This is a genomic window from Paenibacillus sp. FSL W7-1332 (genome assembly GCF_037969785.1).
Lineage (GTDB): Bacteria > Bacillota > Bacilli > Paenibacillales > Paenibacillaceae > Paenibacillus_AQ.
In genome coordinates this window covers 4621767-4639186 of record NZ_CP150209.1, presented here as the reverse complement: position 1 = coordinate 4639186, position 17420 = coordinate 4621767, and the positions used below count along the sequence as shown (strand labels likewise).

Below are 17420 nucleotides of genomic sequence, written 5' to 3'. Positions count from 1 at the left end.
AATAACACAGGTTACAGGATTAGCCCCAAGCAAGAGCAGTTACGGCATGCTCACTGGCTTGGGGCTAATTTAAGATGAGGGAATGTATAAGTTTGCAGTTAAACTGATAATCTTTAAGTTTCCTCTGAATGCAATCTGTCAACTGTGGAAGCACGTCGATAGATGGTTTTCTTAAGTATGGGGTTATTTGCCCCTGCGTGTCAGTTCGGCCAGCCGGTCCCATTGCTCATGGGTCACTTCCGCCAAGTCGTTGAATTGTCCCGCACCTTGAAGCCATTCGCCGCCATCGATGGTGATCACGTCACCATTAATATAACCGGCATAATCGGAAATGAGATACGCGGCGAGATTAGCTAATTCCTCTGCATCCCCTACGCGCTTTAGGGGGATGCGGTCGATCATCTTTTGCTCCAGGTCCGGCGTGGGCGATAATCTTGACCATGCGCCTTCAGTCGGGAATGGACCCGGGGCGATCGCAACTTGTCGGATCCCGTAAGGGGCCCATTCCACTGCGAGTGAACGAGTCAGCGCAAGCACGCCCGCTTTTGCGGCTGCAGAAGGGACCACATAGCCAGAGCCTGTTGAAGCATATGTTGTGACGATGTTGAGCATCGTTCCGCTTTTGCCCTGCTCAATCCAGCGTTTACCGACTTCAAGTGTTGCGTAGAAGGTGCCGTGCAGCACGATGTTCAGCACGGCATCTACAGCCCGAGGAGAGAGGCGCTCGGTGGGGCTGATGAAGTTCCCGGCTGCGTTGTTGACAAGTACGTCAATACCTCCATAATGCTGCTCTGCCGCATCAACAAGAGCCGATATCTGCGCAGGGTCTCGAACGTCGCAGCTTTTGTACCATACTTCGCAGCCTAGCTGTTTTAATTCTTCTGCGGTCTGCTGAAGAACTTCCTCCCGGCGTCCGCATATGGCCAGTTTAGCGCCAAGCTGCGCGAACTTCTCTCCCATGGCCCGACCAAGGCCCGTGGCGCCTCCCGTGATCAATACAACTTTATTTTGAAGCAAATCGTCCGTGAACGGTCCCATCGATGGTTCTCCTTTCAAGCAGATATGGAATAACGGAGCGGGTTCTCGTCCCGCGTCCTATATTCAGCAGGCTGCATCAACCATTCTAAAAATTGCAACCGCTTACTTCCAGCGTAACATGGTTAACACTTCCAGTCATCACATTCTTGTTTCAGAATGCCCTTGCTTGGTTAGGTTAATAAGAAATGCTGGTTAAAACGATACATAGTCGTCAATTCTACATCTTATATATCACACTGCCACCTGACCCTGGGATTTTGATTACATCACGAGATGAGGAACCTGACATGATTCTGAAATCACTGACGGAGCGGCTGATTCTTAAGACGATAACGGGCAGTACTTCTGTGGATATCACGAACCTGGATACAGATTCAAGAGAGATTCGGCCTGGCGGCCTGTTCGTCTGTGTTCCAGGCTTTCACGTGGACGGTCATGACTATGCCCGTCAGGCGATACGTAACGGCGCTGTTGCCATTGTGGCTGAACGGGAGCTGCCGGGACTACCAGGAAATATTACACATATAACGGTACCGGATACCAGAAGAATTCTGCCGATTCTCGCAAACGCCTTTTTCGGAGATCCCACGCAGCAATTGAAACTGATCGGAATTACCGGGACAAACGGCAAGACAACGACAACCCACATGGTAGAAAAGATACTGAACGACGCTCACCGCAAAACGGGCATCATTGGCACACTGTATATGAAGATCGGAGATCATATGGAGAAAACGCTGAATACCACGCCGGATACGATCCAGCTGCAGCGTTATTTTCACACGATGGTCACCCATGGCGGAACCTATGCCGTATTGGAGGTGTCCTCGCACGGATTGGATATGGGGAGAGTGCGCGGATGCGATTTTCAAACCGTGGTTTTTACGAATTTGTCGCATGATCATCTGGACTTTCATCAGAATATGGAGAGCTATCGCAATACGAAGGAGCTGTTGTTCACCCAGCTGGGCAACAGTAATCGTGACATGCTGAAGAAGGCGATCCTGAATGCGGACGATGAAGCATCATCCTATTATGCAAAACGTACATCCGCACAGATCGTAACCTATGGCATTCGTAACGAGGCTGATGTTCGGGCAACGCATATTCAAAATATGCCGGACGGCTGCAAGTTTCATGTAGAAACGCCATGGGGACACGGCGACTTCAGTCTGAAGGTGCATGGAGTTCACAACGTGTATAACGCGCTTGCCGCCATGACCACTTGCTTGCTGGAAGGGATACCGCTTGAAGAAATCTGCAGAAGTCTACAACAATTTGCAGGGGTTCATGGACGATTTCAAGAAATAGAAACGGGACGAAGATTTCGCGTGGTTGTAGATTATGCGCATAATCCGGATGGACTTAAGGCAACTTTGCAATCGGCCAAGGAAATTACGCCAGGCAAAATGATATGCGTGATGGGCTGCCGGGGCGAAAGAGATCGGTTAAAACGTCCGATCATGGCGGACATTGCAGCTTCATATGCGGATTATGTGTTGTTCACGACGGACAATCCGTTCTCGGAGGATCCTGAGCAGATTATGGCTGAGATGCTGGGAGGCCTAACCTCGCATGAGGCAGGGAATTGGGAGGTTATCCTGAACCGTAAAGAAGCCATTCAACGAGCTGTGGAATTGGCTGGTGACGAGGACAGGATCATTATTACCGGACGAGGCCATGAGACCCGTTATGTAGCAGGCAGCCAGATCGAATCGTTTAGCGATGAGGATATTGTGATGCGTTCATTACAGGACATGGAGCACGGCATCCAGATGATGACACCGGAGCTATAAAATTACCCGGGAGGTGCTGGATTATGAAACGAAAGGGACTTGGCGCTGCGTTAACCGCGATTATACTGCTTCTCGCTGCTTGTACACAGTCTCCGCCTGCTAAGGAAGAAGGGAGGCAGGAAGACCACCGGGAAGAGAAAATCGATTCCTCGTACCATGTGCTTGCAGAGCAGTTGAGGACACCTTGGTCGATCGATTTTGACGGCGATACGATATATGTCAGCGAGCGGGAAGGAAACATCGCTCAGATCAAGGATGGCACATTAACCAGGCAGTCGGTACAAACGGAGAAGCCGGTTGCCCATCAAGGAGAAGGCGGATTCCTGGGCTTTGCGTTAGCCCCGGATTTTCAGGATTCCGGCAAGGCCTATGCCTACCACACCTATGATCAGGATGGAAAGGTTATGAACCGGTTGGTCCTTTTGAAGCAGGACGGGAATCAATGGACAGAGTCGCAAGTCTTCCTGGAGCGTATTCCCGGCTCTAATGTGCATAACGGAGGCAGAATTGCAATTGGACCCGACGATATGCTCTACGTAACGACTGGAGATTCGGGAGAGGGAGAGCTTGCGCAAAACCAGGAAAGTCTAGCAGGCAAAATCTTGCGATTGACGCTGGATGGCAAGGTCCCGCCGGATAATCCGACTGCAGGCTCTTATGTCTATACGCTAGGTCATCGGAATTCGCAGGGCTTGGCCTGGAATTCGGAAGGTGAATTGTACAGCTCAGAGCATGGACCGTCAGGTACGCCTGGCGGACACGATGAGATTAATGAGATCACGGCTGGCAGCAATTACGGCTGGCCCGAGATCTATGGCGATGATAGGTTAGAAGGCATGAAGCTCCCGATTTACCATAGCGGGGAAACGGCAATCGCACCTTCCGGCATCGCTTTTGATGAGCAGGACCGTTTGTACGTGGCGACTCTTCGCGGCCAGATGTTGTACCAATTTCGGCCGGAGAACGCCTCGCTTGAGGTCGTATTGGAAGGTGAAGGCAGATTAAGGGACGTCAAAGTCCATGACGGCAAAACCTATGTCATTACCAACAATACGGATGGCCGGGGTGTGCCTTCCGATCAGGATGATCGACTGCTGGTGCTGAAATAATTCAAAGAATTGTACATGTCTTGCGATTTAAGAGAATAGATATAGGACAAGTACACTAAGAAAAACGTCTATCGACGTACTTTCTCAGAAGACAGACCGCATATAGCGGAAGTTTTTCTTGCGAGATAAGGTGGGTAAGCCTCCGAAGTCTATACTTTCTCATCTCTTAACAAAAAAGGCCCCTTCCCGTATGGAAGGAGCCTGATGTGGCAATAACAGATATTATGTTTGCTTGGCTTCGGTTTGTTTTCGAATACGGTATACACACTTTTTGTCGCCCTTGGCAAGGCACTCGGTGCGTTCCACATCCGCTTCCAGCAAGGATTGAAACAGGTCAAGTTCACAGCGGCATGCGTGTTGGAACCGGTTGGCTACCTGGGATATAGGGCAATTCAATTCCTCGAGGAGATATTCTTCCTCGGTGACTTTTTTGTAATCCACCATATATCCGTTGTCATTCTGAATCTGAGCAAGGGCAGCAACCCGATCTTCTAGAGCATCGGCTTTCACCGTAGGCGTATACTTGTTCAGCAATGTATCCTTACGCTTGTCGAACAGCCGTGAAATCATTTCGTCACCGGCCTCATCCTGCAGCTCGTTCAGCAGATCGAGTGCAAGCGCATGATAGTTCTTAGGGAAAAAATCCTCTGCGGATTCCGTAAGGCTGTATAAGGAGACGGGTCTTCCCATCGGCTGTTTCACGGTTCGATAGGTGATGTAACCCTCACTCTTCAAGCTTTCCAGATGGCGCCGGACGGCCATGCCTGTTATTCCCAGTGCCTCGGTTATGGATTTTGTGCTGAGTTCACCATTTATTTTTAACATTTGCATGATATACTCGCGGGTACTGTATGCGACTTCTTGATCCACTATAATCACCGCCTTGTTTCTCGATGAATGCTTTCTTTTTCAACTAAAAAGGTTAAAAAGCAATATGTCTCATCTTATGTCTTTACCTTCTATAAGTCAACCGGAATGGCAGTTTTTGAGGCGATCATCACGCGGTTTATTGACAATTGGCATGATTAACCACATAATTACGATATATTTTAGTATAAAAAGTATAGAAAACAAGGAATGGATGAAGATCGAGACTTTGCAATGATAGCCAGTCGAAAGATTGAAAGAATTAATTATTACACTCGGGAAGGTGGAATGACGGATGTATGTTATTGGGTCAGCTTGTATCGAAGAGAAAGCGGGAGAATGCGTTGACGTTTGCCCTGTGGATTGTATAGAAGAAGGAGATGACCAGTTCTACATCGATACCGATATTTGTATCTCCTGCGGGGCTTGCGAAGCGGCTTGTCCGGTGGCGGCCATTTTCTATTTTGAGGATCTGCCGGAAGACCAGAAGCATTATTTCGATAAAGCGGTTGAATATTACAAGAACAAGTAGGGTGATCGGACGCTCCGGTTTGAGTCTATCCAGACGCTCCGGTTTGAGTCTATCCAGACGCTCCGGTTTGAGTCTATCCAGACGCTCCGGTTTGAGTCTATCCAGACGCTCCGGTTTGAGTCTATCCGCTCTGTTGTCCGCCCGTTTCGGGAATGGAAATAGGCGAGGTAGAAACGGACTCCCAAAGGATCGGCTATCCTCAAACCTCCGCTGGTGGGAAAGAACAAGAAGAAAGATCAAAAGACTAAAGATAAGAGATTAAATGACTAAAATAGAAGAGCAAGGCTTACGAGCAATTAAATCTATATGTGATGCGATCAATTAAAAGCGGCTACCATTAATAGTTGGAAAATAGAGCGATGTTTAAGCTGCGCTCATGCGTTAATCAAAATACGTGTTCTCCATACATAAGCCATCCGGGATATTCGAGGCCCCCTCGAATTAATTTCTCGGGTGGTTTAATTCGTTATGGGCGGATCATGCCAAGGAAGCACCCGAAACCTAGAACCCTACCGGAAATATGACACATTTCCTCTATTGAAGCTATCCGGGATGGGGAATGTTCCAATCATTCTTTTCTTGGGTGGCTTTATTCATGAGTTGAAAGGGCGGTGTTATCTACATTTTAGAAGATTCTGCGTCAAGTTGATGTCATATTGTGCGCGCAGCGTGGCCATTTGTATGTATACACGAGATTGAATTTCTTTCGCAAAATAGTGAAACACTTACATTTCCAGAAACAAAAAAATAATAATTTAAATGTGTCATATATATTGACACATTTACAAAACACGTTTTATTATTAATATCACTGGAGAATAAAAATAATAAATTTGATAATAATCACGGTTTTTTGATGATTTCGGATCGTTTTATTTAAAAAAATGATCTTATTAATCTACTGGTGAAATTAAATAGGGGATGTCTTCATGAAAAAGCATGATCAAGACTTTATGAAGCGGCAGAACAGACTCACAGTATTCCAAATCATCAAGAACGAACAGCCGATTTCAAGAGCAGCTATTGCCAAACAGACGGGAATGAGTCCGACAACGGTCAGCCGGATCGTATCGGAGCTGACGGAAGAAGGGTACGTTCACGAAACAGAAGAACAAGCCTCGGCCGGGCGCGGAAGAAAGTCCTCCTTAATCAAACTGCTGGATACGGCGGTCATCTCGATAGGCGTTGAGCTTGATCGCCATCAAGCCAATATTGGATTCATCGATGTTCAGGGAAGTGTATTGTGCAGCGGCAGTTTTCCGAGATCGCCGGAGGATACGGCAGAAGCCACGGTAGCCCGAATTGCGGACACCATTGAAGAACTCATCTCGGAATGCGATATCGATCGCAGACGGGTGGTAGGGATTGGCGTGGGACTGCCGGGCATCATCGATGTTGATGCCGGCGTGGTCAATTTCTCGGTACAGCTTGGTTGGAAGAATGTGAGGCTTGCCGAGAGGCTCAAGGAATTAACCGGGCTTCAATCGGTCGTAGACAATGAGCTGAAGGTAAAGGCATTGGCGGAGCAGCTTAAGGGATCGGCATACGGCTCCAACCGGACGGTCCTCCTTGGGTTCGGTAATGGCGTAGGCTCAGCACTGATCCTGGAAGGGGAGATTTACCGCGGGGTGACCAACAGCGCAGGGGAAATCGGACACACGACGGTGGACCCTGAAGGTATGATGTGCGACTGCGGAAAAGCCGGTTGCCTCCAAACCTATATCAATATACCGTCCTTGTTGTCGGAAGCCAGCAAGATTAAACCCGTTCGTACGATTGAGGAACTGTTCGCGGAAAGACGGGCTGGAACACGATGGGCGACCTATTTAATCGATAGAGCCCTTGCGTATATGGCGATTACGATTAATAACGTCGTCAGCATGTATAATCCGGACAGCGTCATATTGAGCGGCGAGATCCTGGACAAGTTCCCTGAAGTTTACGAAGAGATCACCGATCTGTGCTACTCACAGTATATCTGGGAACCGCTTCAGGATTCCTTTACGATTGTCCGCTCCGAGCTTCACGAGCATGGGGTCATCATCGGATCGGGACTTGTCGCGCAGGATCGTTATTTTCAACTGAATTAATTCATCTGGAGATCGGGGGAGCAACATCATGGGATTTGTGCCATTAGTAGAGGAATATCGCGGGAATGTACTGGAGAACATCCACTACGGAGCGATCAGTGTTGTAGACGAGAACGGTAATGTGGTTTACGCAGCGGGGGATCCGCATCATATGACTTTTCTGAGATCGGCGGCTAAGCCGTTCCAAGCCATACCTGTGATGAAACGCCGGATTGACGAAGTGTACGGACTAACAGGGGAAGAAACGGCGTTGTTTGCCGCTTCCCACCGTGGTGAAAGCTTCCACATTGATGCACTGGAATCTATTTTGAAGAAAACCGGGATTCAGGAAGAAGCGCTTCACTGCTGCGCAACTTATCCACTGAACGAGGATGCCAAGGCGCAGCGCCATCGGGATCATGAGGACAAGCGTCGGATCTTCCATAACTGCTCGGGCAAGCACAGCGGCTTGATTGCCCTATGTAAGCATATGGGCTGGGATGAGAGCACGTATTACAAGCCGGAGCATCCGGTTCAACAAGAAATCATTGAGACGCTGGCTTATTTTGCCGAGGTTCCAGTTTCCTCGATCCCGCAAGGCATTGACGGCTGTGGCCTTCCCATCTTCGCGCTTCCGCTGGACCGTATCGGATACAGCTTCCTTAAGCTGGCTTGCCCGGATTTGATCGAGGACGCAGAGACGGCGGAAGCAGCTGCCAGAATGGCAAAACGGATGAATGAGTATCCGGATATCATTGCAGACACCAAGTTTGTGTGCTCTGCCTTGCTCCGGGACCACAATCTGACTGCCAAGGGCGGCGCCAAGGGCGTGTACGGCATCGGTCTTCGGAAAGAACGCTTGGCGATCTCGCTTAAAGTGTCCGATGGCTCCGAGCAAGTCTGGCCATGCATCATCGCTTCTATTCTGGAGCGCCTGGGTTACAGCGATCAGTCTACGATCGACCGCTTGTATGCGCTGGTTCCGAATGAGATTTTCAATGATGGCGGCACGCTGGTTGGGAAACGACGCGCGGTGTACGAATGGAATGTTTAAGCTGTGAGGAACTCAAGGCGATCGGCAGGATGTTCTATGCTGAAGCGGCGAGTGAATCTATAGATATTCACTACATCAAAGGGGGAGTAAAACAATGAGATTCAAAGGTAGAACATGGTCACTGCTCATGCTGCTGCTCGCATTTACGATTGTTGCGGCAGGCTGCGGCGGAAACAGCGGAAGCGGCAAAGGGGCAAGTGAAGGCGGCGGCGAGACCAAGCCGGTGACAAAAGATAACAAAGATGTTGTCATTGCGATTAACGCCAACTTCATTACGCTTGACCCTCACAATGCTGGAGACACGCACTCCATTTCCGGTGCACGCACGATGTACGAAGGTTTGATGGGCTTCAACGAGAAGATGGAACTCGTTCCTGTACTGGCTGAAGACTACAAGATCAGTGAAGACGGCCTGACGTACACATTCAATTTGCGCCAGAACGTGAAGTTCCATGATGGAACGGATTTCAACGCAGAAGCCGTAAAAGCCAACCTGGATCGCATTATGGATGAAAAGAACAACCTTAGAATGCGTAAAAGCTTCACTGCCGTCGCCGATGTTCAAACTCCGGATGACCACACGGTTGTCATCACCCTTAGCCAGCCGTACAATGCTTTCTTGAACAAGACTGCGATGGCGCTGATGATCAGCCCGAAAGCGCTCAAAGAAAGTGCTGACATCACGAAGAATCCTGTAGGTACGGCAGCATACAAGTTCAAGGAATGGATTCAAGGTGACCGCCTTGTTGTTGTAAAGAATGAGGATTACTGGCAAGAAGGTCTTCCGAAGGTCGACAGCATTACGTTCAAACCGGTACCGGAGAACGGTTCCCGGATCGCGATGCTGAAAACGGGCGAAGCGGACTTCATTTATCCTATGCCGACTGAGCAGGTGTCCGAAGTAGAAGGCGATTCCAATATCGTCATTGACAAGATCGATTCCACGATCGTTCGTTATATTACGCTCAACACCATGAAGAAGCCTTATGACGATCTGAAGGTTCGTCAAGCCATCAACTATGCCATTGATAAAGATGCTTACATTAAAGTAGTTAAATCCGGACTGGGCTCGAAGTTGAAGTCTTCCATGTCTTCCATGACACAGCACTATTCCGAGCAATCCGGATATGATTACGATCTGGAGAAAGCAAAATCCCTTTTGGCGGAAGCAGGCTATCCGGACGGATTCGAAGCAGAGCTCTGGGGAGAGAATGATTCCGAAACGATGAAAGGCATGCAGTTCATTCAGCAGCAGCTGGCTCTTGTCGGAATCAAAGTCGATGTGAAATCGATGGAGGGTGCAACCCTGTCCGATCAGATTAACTCGGCTACGCCGGAAAACGCAAAAATTCAAATGTGGTATGTAAGCTGGTCACCATCGTCCGGTGATGCTGACGGCGCAACCAAAGGTCTGTTCAGCAGCGAGTTCTTCCCGCCGGCTGGTTCCAATACCGCTTACTATAAGAACGACAATGTAGACCAATGGATCAAGGATGCCAACGCATCCGTCAAAGCTGAGGATGCAAAAGAAATCTATGCCAACATCCAAAAGCAAATCTGGGAAGATGCTCCGTGGGCATTCCTCGGGGTCGATCAGGTCATTACCGGCAAGAGAGCTTATCTTGAAGGCGTTAAAGCCCTTCCGGACGGATCGATCAGTGTGATCAACGCAGAAGTCAAATAATCAGGCAGCGAAGAGCTTGCTAAACGTATACCTTGTGGTGGGCCGCCTCTTGAATCAATAAGGAAGCGGCCCATCGTATTTTAAAAGCAGGCATGTTGAAAGGAGGCACATCCTTTGGGAAGATATGCAATTCAGAGGCTGCTGGGTGTTATCCCGCTGTTGTTCGTTGTATCCATTCTTGTATTTATGTTCATTCACCTTATTCCTGGAGATCCGGCACGACTTGTTGCAGGTAAGGATGCCACCCTTGAGGAGATCAACGGGATTCGAGAGCAGCTAGGCTTAAACTTGCCGCTATGGCAGCAGTATGTGAACTACATGAGTGATCTGTTGAAGGGTGACTTGGGTGTATCTGTTACTTCCAATCTGCCGGTAACGGACATGTTGGAGAGCCGGTTTTTCCCGACCATTGTCCTGACCTTTACCAGCCTTGGCTGGGCATTGGTTATTGGTCTGATCATTGGTATCATATCTGCCGTTAATCGCGGAAAATGGCCGGACTATATCGGAATGTTGACTGCAATATCCGGTATTTCCTTGCCAGGATTCTGGCTTGGTCTTGTACTGATTCAAATTTTCTCTGTTGAGCTTGGTTGGTTCCCAACAGGCGGTGTCGACAGCTGGCAATCCTATATTCTGCCTTCTTTTACGCTAGGGGCCGGGATTATGTCCATGCTGGCAAGATACTCACGTACGTCGATGCTCGAAACGATGCGCGAGGATTATGTGCGGACCGGACGCGCGAAGGGTCTGCGGGAATTCGTCGTTGTCGGAAGGCATGCGCTGCGCAATTCCTTGATTCAGGTCGTAACCGTTGCAGGGCTGCAGTTCGGATTTTTGCTGGGCGGTTCGGTTATGGTTGAGACCGTATTCAGTATTCCGGGCATGGGACGTCTCTTGGTCGACTCGATCGCATTCCGGGATTATACCGTCATTCAAGCGCTTTTACTGCTGTTTGCAGCCGAATTTATCCTGATTAACCTGATTGTCGATTTATTGTACGGTGTACTGAATCCAAAAATCCGGTATGCATCGAAATAGGAGGGGGAACTCATGAGCAACAATTCAACAGTGACGGTCCATTCCTCCGCGCCGGAGGATATGCTTGCAAAGAGCCAGGCAACTGGCAAATTCAGAGCGTTTACATCTAAATTCATGAAGCAAAAGCTTGCCGTAATATCAAGCGGATTTATCTTGTTACTCCTTGTGCTCGCGGTGATCGGTCCGCATATCGTTCCGTATCCTCCGAATGAGCCCAACTACGATGCAATGATGCAAGGCCCGTCGGCTGCCCACTGGGCGGGTACGGATGAGTATGGCCGCGATATCCTGAGCCGCTTGATTGACGGAACACGGTTAACCATGGCGGTCAGCTTAAGCGCGGTATTTATATCCGCAGTTCTCGGTACGATTCTCGGCTTGATCAGCGGCTACTATGGCGGCTGGATCGACCGTCTCATTATGCGGGGCAGTGACGTCATGTTCTCCTTTCCTGACCTGCTGCTTGCCATTGGAATCGTAGCGATTTTGGGGCCGGGATTATCGAATGTGGTGATCGCGGTGGCGGTCTTTGGCACACCGTCGTTTGCCAGAATCATCCGAAGTGTAACACTCTCCGCGAAGGAGTCTTTATATGTAGAGGCGGCAAGATCGATGGGGGCCAAGCATAACCGGATTATATGGAAGCATATTTTTCCCGAGACGGTTCCCAGCATCATCGTCAACGTGTCGATGCGAATCGGCGGCGCCATTCTGGCAGCTTCTTCGTTAAGCTTCCTCGGACTCGGGGCCAAACCGACAGAACCGGACTGGGGCGCTATGCTCAGTATGGGACGCGATTACTTAAGCATTGCACCGCATATCGTGTACTACCCGGGACTTCTGATATTCCTGACTGTGCTTGCATTCAATCTGATCGGTGACGGACTGAATGATGCCCTTGATCCGAAGACCAAAAACTAATAGGGGGGGATAGATCGTGACGCAAACATTGCTTGAAGTAAAGGGGCTCAAAACCGAATTCAAACGCGATGGCTCATCGGTGCTTGCCGTAGCAGGGGTCGATTTTCACATCAATAAAGGCGAAGTGCTTGGACTCGTGGGTGAATCCGGATGCGGCAAAAGCGTGACCTCCCTGTCCATCATGAGACTTCTTAAGGATACGCCCGGCCGAATATCCGGGGGCTCGGTAAGTTTTGAGGGCAAGGATCTCGTACAAATGTCGGAAAAAGAAATGCGCCGCTATCGGGGTAACGAGCTGGCCATGATCTTCCAGGAACCAATGACATCCCTGAATCCCGTCCTTCGTATCGGGAAACAGCTGGAGGAATCCATCATGCTGCACCTGGGTTATAGCCGCAAGAAAGCGCGGCAGCATGCCATCGACTCGCTCAAACTTGTCGGCATTCCGCGGGCGGACGAGGTCGTGGATGACTATCCACACCAATTGTCCGGCGGCATGCGGCAGCGGGTCATGATTGCGATGGCGATGTCCTGCAATCCGAAGCTGTTGATTGCCGATGAGCCGACCACGGCTCTTGACGTCACGATTCAAGCTCAGATCCTGGATCTGATGAACCGACTCAAGACCGAGCAGGAAATGGGCATGCTGCTCATTACCCATGACCTTGGCGTCGTGGCCGAAATGTGCGACCGGGTGGTTGTCATGTATGCAGGCAGAGTCGTGGAAGAGGCAACGGTTGAAGAACTGTTCGAGAATCCTCAGCATCCATACACCAAAGGGCTCATTCATTCAGTGCCCAAGCTTAGACAAAAGGTACGCCGTTTGGAATCCATTCCAGGGAATGTGCCGGATCTGCGGAACATGCCGAAAGGCTGCAAGTTTGCTCCGCGATGCCCGTTCGTAATGGAGCAGTGCCTCTCCCAGGAGCCGGAGCTTCTCCCTGTCGCACATGAAGAAAATCGTAAGAGCCGCTGCTGGCTGACACAGGAAGGTCACACGAAGGGAGGAGAAACCGCATGAAAGAAACACCTCTATTAGAAGTGAAGAATTTGCAGAAATCATTCACGGTGAAAAAAGGATTCTTCGGCACATCCAAGCAGCTTCGTGCCGTGGATGGAATCTCCTTCGCGATCCATAAGGGCGAGACCTTCAGTCTGGTAGGCGAAAGCGGCTGCGGCAAATCGACGACAGGCCGCCTGGTGACCCGACTGCTGACGCCGAATAGCGGCGAGGTGCTGTTTAACGGAACGGATATTAGCGGATACAACGAGAATCAGATGCGCCCTCTGCGCAAAGACATGCAGATGGTATTTCAGGATCCATACGCCTCTCTGAATCCAAGGATGAAGGTCAAAGAGCTGGTCGCGGAGCCCTTGCTGATTCATACCAAGCTGAGCACCAAAGAGCGGGACAAACTGGCCTGCGAGCTTCTGGAAACGGTCGGATTGAACAGCTTTCATGCCGAACGCTTTGCTCATGAGTTCAGCGGCGGTCAGCGGCAGCGGATCGGCATTGCCAGAGCGCTGTCCGTGCGTCCAAATCTAATTGTTGCCGACGAGCCTGTGTCCGCGCTGGATGTTTCCATCCAATCGCAGGTGCTGAACCTGCTTCAGGATCTTCAAGAGGAATACGGCCTGACTTATCTGTTCATCTCCCATGATCTCAGCGTGGTTGAGCATATCAGCGACCGGATCGGCGTCATGTATTTGGGAGCGCTCGTGGAGACCGCCAACAAAGATACGCTGTATGATCGCCCGCTGCATCCTTACACTCAAGCGCTGCTATCCTCGGTACCCGTTCCGGATCCGAAGCAGAAGAAGGAACGGATCATTCTGAAGGGTGATCTGCCTAGTCCGGTGAATCCTCCGACAGGCTGCCGCTTCCATACACGCTGTCCTTCCTGCATGGAAGTGTGCAAACAGATTACGCCGGTATATCGTGAGGTTGAGCCGGGCCATCAGGTGGCATGCCATTTATATGACGAAGAAATCATGAAAAACGCTTAACAAACGCTTAACAGCGATGATTCTCTTATAGAGGAGGGAAGGCTCGATGAACATCACAATAGATGAAGCTCACCTGGCAGATACTTCGATTTATGTGGTTTATGAGGGGGCGGAGTCTCATTTTCGTTTAACGGAATCTCGAAAGCAGCGCATGACGCTGACGTGGTTCTATGGCCGCTCCGATCAAGAAGCGGATGATCTCGTTGTCGGCATGGGGCAGCGTTCAAACCTGACGTTGGAGCAAGTGCGCAGAACAGGCGCATCAGCCGCGAGAGCATTGCTCAAGGAGAATAAAACAAGCGCAGCGCTGATTCGCCCCTCAGTCCGCGGCGTCGGGGCATCTTCCCGGATTTCGATAGAGGAAGAACTTCAGGCGTGGGTTGAAGGCTGGATGTATGGACTATATCAATTCAATAAGCATCGCGGGGTCACGGCCAATCTGCAATCCCTGTCTCTTCATCTTCGACTAGAAGACTGGGAGGGGCTTTCCCGTGAAGATCTGGAAGCCATTATACAGACGGCAAAAATCCGGATCGAAGGGACGCAGTTCACCCGAGACCTGGTGAATGAGTCTCCGGAAACGTTAAATCCGGAAGCGTTCGTAGCGGTTGTTAAGGACCGTTTCAAGAAGGCACCCGTTCAGCTACATGTGTATCGCGGAGAAGAGCTCCATGATCGGCAGATGAACGGTCTGATCGCCGTGGGAGCCGGCAGCAAATATGAGCCTGCCATGATTGAGATTGCCTATAATGGGGTGGGTTCCGATAAGGAGAGCCCTCATATTGTACTCATCGGCAAAGGCGTAACCTTTGATATGGGCGGCATGAACGTTAAAATCGGCCGGGACATCAGCGATGCTCGTATGGATATGGGAGGCGCTGCAGCGGTCGTGGGTGCCATGGATATTCTGGTATCGCAAAAAGCTCCGGTACGCGTAACGGCGCTGATCGCCGTTGCGGATAATTTATCGGGACCGGATGCGATGCTACCATCTTCCGTCGTTCATTATCCGAATGGTTTAAGCGTTCAGATCGCCAATACGGATGGGGAGGGCAGATTGATCATTGCCGATGCGCTGCTGCATGCAGCGAATCTTGGCGCAGATAAAGTGATTGATATCGCAACCCTCACCGGTAATGTCGGAGCGGCATTGGGCTTGGAGATTGCGGGTATCTGGGGCGACCCACAGATTACTGCCGATTTGGTTGAGCTCGGTGAGCGTAACGGTGAGCGCGTATGGCCTATGCCGCTGATGGACGAGTACGAATCAGAGCTTAGAAGCGATTATGCCGATCTGAAAAATGTCGGTACGTCCACTTTGGCTGGCGCTATAACGGCTGCGCTGTTTATCCGTCATTTTGTGGCGGATTCCATGGAATGGGTTCACATCGATATGGCGGGCACGGTCCAGTATAAACGGGATTTCCCTCATTCTGCAGCGGGGGCTACCGGATATGGCGCGAGATTGCTCGCGGATTATGTGGAGAAGCAGTTTTCCCATGCATAAAGAATCAACTTCAATAAGGAGTGATGATGATGCTGCTTGAAATAATCGCAACATGCGTGGATGATGCCATCACAGCAGAGCAGAATGGCGCGGACCGCCTGGAATTGATCACGGCGATCACCGAAGGCGGGCTTACGCCGGGAATCGGGCTTGTAGAAGAGGTTGTGAAAGCCGTTCAGATTCCTGTTCATGTCATGGTCAGACCTCATAGCAGATCCTTTGTGTACAACGAACATGATATAGCTACCATGATTGCGGAGGTGAAGGCGATCCGCAAGGCAGGCGCAGCTGGCGTAGTAATCGGCATGCTGACTCCGGAAGGAAAGATTGACGAGGTCTCCTTAGTCAAAATGCTGGAATGGACAGGGGATATGCAGGTCACGTTCCACCGGGCTTTTGATGAATTGGAGGATCAGTTCGAAGGGCTTCGTACATTGCAGAAATACCGGTCGGTTACCCGCGTCTTAACGTCTGGCGGGCCGCAGCCTGCACCGCAAGCCATCCCGAGAATTCGGGAGCTGGTAGAACATACGGCAGGAAGCGAGCTTAAAATATTGGCAGGCAATGGCCTGAAGTGGGAAATCATACATGATTTTATCGACCAGACCGGCGTGAGCGAGGTGCATTTCGGCTCCGCTGTCCGGTATGGCCGATCAGGGCTGAAGCCCATTGATCCGGTTGAGCTGCGATCATTGGCTGACAGCTTACATCATTAGAAGTAGCAAACCTATCGGAAACAGGTGAACAAAAATTGCAAACCGTATTGAATAAACAGCAAGAATTTGTGGTTGGCGTTGACCTTGGGGGTACGAAGATCGCGGCAGCGCTCTTTGATTCCGAAGGACAGCTGCTGAACCGGGAGCAAATGGAGACGGCAGGCGCGCGTACTGCCGAAGAAGTGGTTACGAGAATTACGAATATGATTCGCAGCGTCTCGGGCGGCCAATCGCTCCGAGGGGTTGGCATGGCTTCGCCGGGAACGGTTAACAGCCGGGAGGGCATTGTCATCCATGGGACGAATCTGCCGCAATGGACGAATGTTCCCCTCAAAGCATGGATGGAACGTGAGCTGCATACGGAGGTTCAGGTGCTGAATGATGCTAATGCAGCCGCATGGGGAGAGTATGTAAGAGGTGCCGGAAGAGGGGCGACGAACATGGTGTACGTGACGCTGAGCACCGGTATCGGCTCAGGCATCGTGCTGGATGGGAAGCTGTTCCTGGGCAGCAGTTCCTTTGCTGGGGAACTGGGACACCATATCATTGATCCCAGCGGTCCGCAGTGCAATTGCGGCAGCCACGGCTGTTGGGAGGTATTTGCTTCTGGAACAGCCATCGGACTCGCAGCATCCCAGCGAATGCTTACCCAGCCAAGTGTCATATCAGAACTGGCGGCAGCTGATGCGGGAGTGAACGCCAAGCATGTATTCGAGGCCAAACGTCTTCAAGACCCCGTTGCAATGGAGGTCATTGATCGTGCCATCTATTACATGGCGCTTGGACTGGTTAACGTCATTCACAGCTTTAACCCCGATCGCATCGTCATTGGCGGGGGTGTGAGCAGAGCAGGTGAGCTGTTGTTCCCGCAGCTGCGGGAAATGACGGATAAGCTGGTCATGCCGTCCTATTTAGGGACGTACGAGATCGTTCCTGCAGGACTTCGGGACGATGTTGGTCTGGTTGGAGCTGCGGCTTTGTTCCAGTAGCATAGGCCTGAAGAGAATGATACGAATAGGATCAATGATAAATAGATACCAGAAAGAGCGCTCGGAATGACGACGTAGTATCCAGTTACC

The 17420-nt window shown here is 50.5% G+C and carries 15 protein-coding genes; 13 read left to right on the top strand and 2 right to left on the bottom strand.

Going from position 1 to position 17420, the window contains the following annotated elements; translation table 11 throughout:
- Positions 1–183 precede the first annotated feature (183 nt).
- Positions 184–1038 carry an SDR family oxidoreductase gene (locus MKX98_RS20740; protein ID WP_194543407.1) on the bottom strand — a complete coding sequence of 285 codons (855 nt, stop codon included), beginning with the start codon at positions 1036–1038 and terminating at the stop codon, positions 184–186.
- A gap of 287 nt (positions 1039–1325) precedes the next feature.
- Between MKX98_RS20740 and MKX98_RS20735 the strand changes: the two genes are divergently transcribed.
- Both MKX98_RS20735 and MKX98_RS20730 read left to right on the top strand, forming a co-directional pair.
- Positions 1326–2834, top strand: coding sequence for a UDP-N-acetylmuramoyl-L-alanyl-D-glutamate--2,6-diaminopimelate ligase (locus tag MKX98_RS20735; protein WP_339218138.1), 1509 nt, complete (start codon positions 1326–1328; stop codon positions 2832–2834).
- Between the two features lie 23 nt (positions 2835–2857).
- Positions 2858–3943 carry a PQQ-dependent sugar dehydrogenase gene (locus MKX98_RS20730; RefSeq protein WP_194543405.1) on the top strand — a complete coding sequence of 362 codons (1086 nt, stop codon included), beginning with the start codon at positions 2858–2860 and terminating at the stop codon, positions 3941–3943.
- A 222-nt stretch (positions 3944–4165) separates the two neighbouring features.
- Here the strand turns inward: MKX98_RS20730 and MKX98_RS20725 are convergent, their stop codons facing one another.
- Complete coding sequence (locus MKX98_RS20725; RefSeq protein ID WP_071220311.1) at positions 4166–4813, bottom strand: metalloregulator ArsR/SmtB family transcription factor; 648 nt, start codon at positions 4811–4813, stop codon at positions 4166–4168.
- A gap of 292 nt (positions 4814–5105) precedes the next feature.
- On the opposite strand from MKX98_RS20725, the gene MKX98_RS20720 reads away from it, so the two are divergent.
- From MKX98_RS20720 to MKX98_RS20670, 11 genes are all read left to right on the top strand, one after another.
- The gene (locus tag MKX98_RS20720; RefSeq protein WP_015736133.1) at positions 5106–5342 is read left to right on the top strand and encodes a 4Fe-4S binding protein; all 237 of its coding nucleotides are present in this window, start codon (positions 5106–5108) and stop codon (positions 5340–5342) included.
- 929 nt (positions 5343–6271) lie between these two features.
- The gene (locus MKX98_RS20715; RefSeq protein WP_194543404.1) at positions 6272–7432 is read left to right on the top strand and encodes an ROK family transcriptional regulator; all 1161 of its coding nucleotides are present in this window, start codon (positions 6272–6274) and stop codon (positions 7430–7432) included.
- A 28-nt stretch (positions 7433–7460) separates the two neighbouring features.
- Positions 7461–8465, top strand: a complete 1005-nt coding sequence (locus MKX98_RS20710; RefSeq protein ID WP_194543403.1) for an asparaginase — start codon at positions 7461–7463, stop codon at positions 8463–8465.
- 94 nt (positions 8466–8559) lie between these two features.
- Positions 8560–10149: a glutathione ABC transporter substrate-binding protein gene (locus MKX98_RS20705; protein WP_339218135.1), complete on the top strand. Its 1590-nt coding sequence runs from the start codon at positions 8560–8562 to the stop codon at positions 10147–10149.
- A 114-nt stretch (positions 10150–10263) separates the two neighbouring features.
- Positions 10264–11190 (top strand): ABC transporter permease subunit, encoded by a 927-nt coding sequence (locus MKX98_RS20700; RefSeq protein WP_071220315.1) that lies wholly within the window; start codon positions 10264–10266, stop codon positions 11188–11190.
- 60 nt (positions 11191–11250) lie between these two features.
- On the top strand, positions 11251–12111 hold the full coding sequence (locus MKX98_RS20695; protein ID WP_233355118.1) for an ABC transporter permease subunit: 861 nt from the start codon (positions 11251–11253) through the stop codon (positions 12109–12111).
- A gap of 16 nt (positions 12112–12127) precedes the next feature.
- Positions 12128–13132 carry an ABC transporter ATP-binding protein gene (locus MKX98_RS20690; protein WP_194543400.1) on the top strand — a complete coding sequence of 335 codons (1005 nt, stop codon included), beginning with the start codon at positions 12128–12130 and terminating at the stop codon, positions 13130–13132.
- The gene (locus MKX98_RS20685) at positions 13129–14118 is read left to right on the top strand and encodes a dipeptide ABC transporter ATP-binding protein (RefSeq protein ID WP_339218132.1); all 990 of its coding nucleotides are present in this window, start codon (positions 13129–13131) and stop codon (positions 14116–14118) included. The genes MKX98_RS20690 and MKX98_RS20685 overlap by 4 nt, the downstream gene beginning before the upstream one ends.
- Before the next feature lie 46 nt (positions 14119–14164).
- Positions 14165–15625 carry a leucyl aminopeptidase family protein gene (locus tag MKX98_RS20680; RefSeq protein ID WP_339218130.1) on the top strand — a complete coding sequence of 487 codons (1461 nt, stop codon included), beginning with the start codon at positions 14165–14167 and terminating at the stop codon, positions 15623–15625.
- A 29-nt stretch (positions 15626–15654) separates the two neighbouring features.
- On the top strand, positions 15655–16341 hold the full coding sequence (locus MKX98_RS20675; RefSeq protein ID WP_113058835.1) for a copper homeostasis protein CutC: 687 nt from the start codon (positions 15655–15657) through the stop codon (positions 16339–16341).
- 35 nt (positions 16342–16376) lie between these two features.
- Entirely contained in the window at positions 16377–17330 is a 954-nt protein-coding gene (locus MKX98_RS20670) for an ROK family protein (RefSeq protein WP_194543397.1), read from the top strand.
- Positions 17331–17420 lie beyond the last annotated feature (90 nt).

What these genes read in the sequence shown, in the direction of transcription:
- MKX98_RS20740 (WP_194543407.1), bottom strand. Translation starts at nt 1,038, where the DNA reads ATGGGACCGTTCACGGACGATTTGCTTCAAAATAAAGTTGTATTGATC.
- MKX98_RS20735 (WP_339218138.1), top strand. Translation starts at nt 1,326, where the DNA reads ATGATTCTGAAATCACTGACGGAGCGGCTGATTCTTAAGACGATAACG.
- MKX98_RS20730 (WP_194543405.1), top strand. Translation starts at nt 2,858, where the DNA reads ATGAAACGAAAGGGACTTGGCGCTGCGTTAACCGCGATTATACTGCTT.
- MKX98_RS20720 (WP_015736133.1), top strand. Translation starts at nt 5,106, where the DNA reads ATGTATGTTATTGGGTCAGCTTGTATCGAAGAGAAAGCGGGAGAATGC.
- MKX98_RS20715 (WP_194543404.1), top strand. Translation starts at nt 6,272, where the DNA reads ATGAAAAAGCATGATCAAGACTTTATGAAGCGGCAGAACAGACTCACA.
- MKX98_RS20710 (WP_194543403.1), top strand. Translation starts at nt 7,461, where the DNA reads ATGGGATTTGTGCCATTAGTAGAGGAATATCGCGGGAATGTACTGGAG.
- MKX98_RS20705 (WP_339218135.1), top strand. Translation starts at nt 8,560, where the DNA reads ATGAGATTCAAAGGTAGAACATGGTCACTGCTCATGCTGCTGCTCGCA.
- MKX98_RS20695 (WP_233355118.1), top strand. Translation starts at nt 11,251, where the DNA reads ATGCTTGCAAAGAGCCAGGCAACTGGCAAATTCAGAGCGTTTACATCT.
- MKX98_RS20685 (WP_339218132.1), top strand. Translation starts at nt 13,129, where the DNA reads ATGAAAGAAACACCTCTATTAGAAGTGAAGAATTTGCAGAAATCATTC.
- MKX98_RS20680 (WP_339218130.1), top strand. Translation starts at nt 14,165, where the DNA reads ATGAACATCACAATAGATGAAGCTCACCTGGCAGATACTTCGATTTAT.
- MKX98_RS20675 (WP_113058835.1), top strand. Translation starts at nt 15,655, where the DNA reads ATGCTGCTTGAAATAATCGCAACATGCGTGGATGATGCCATCACAGCA.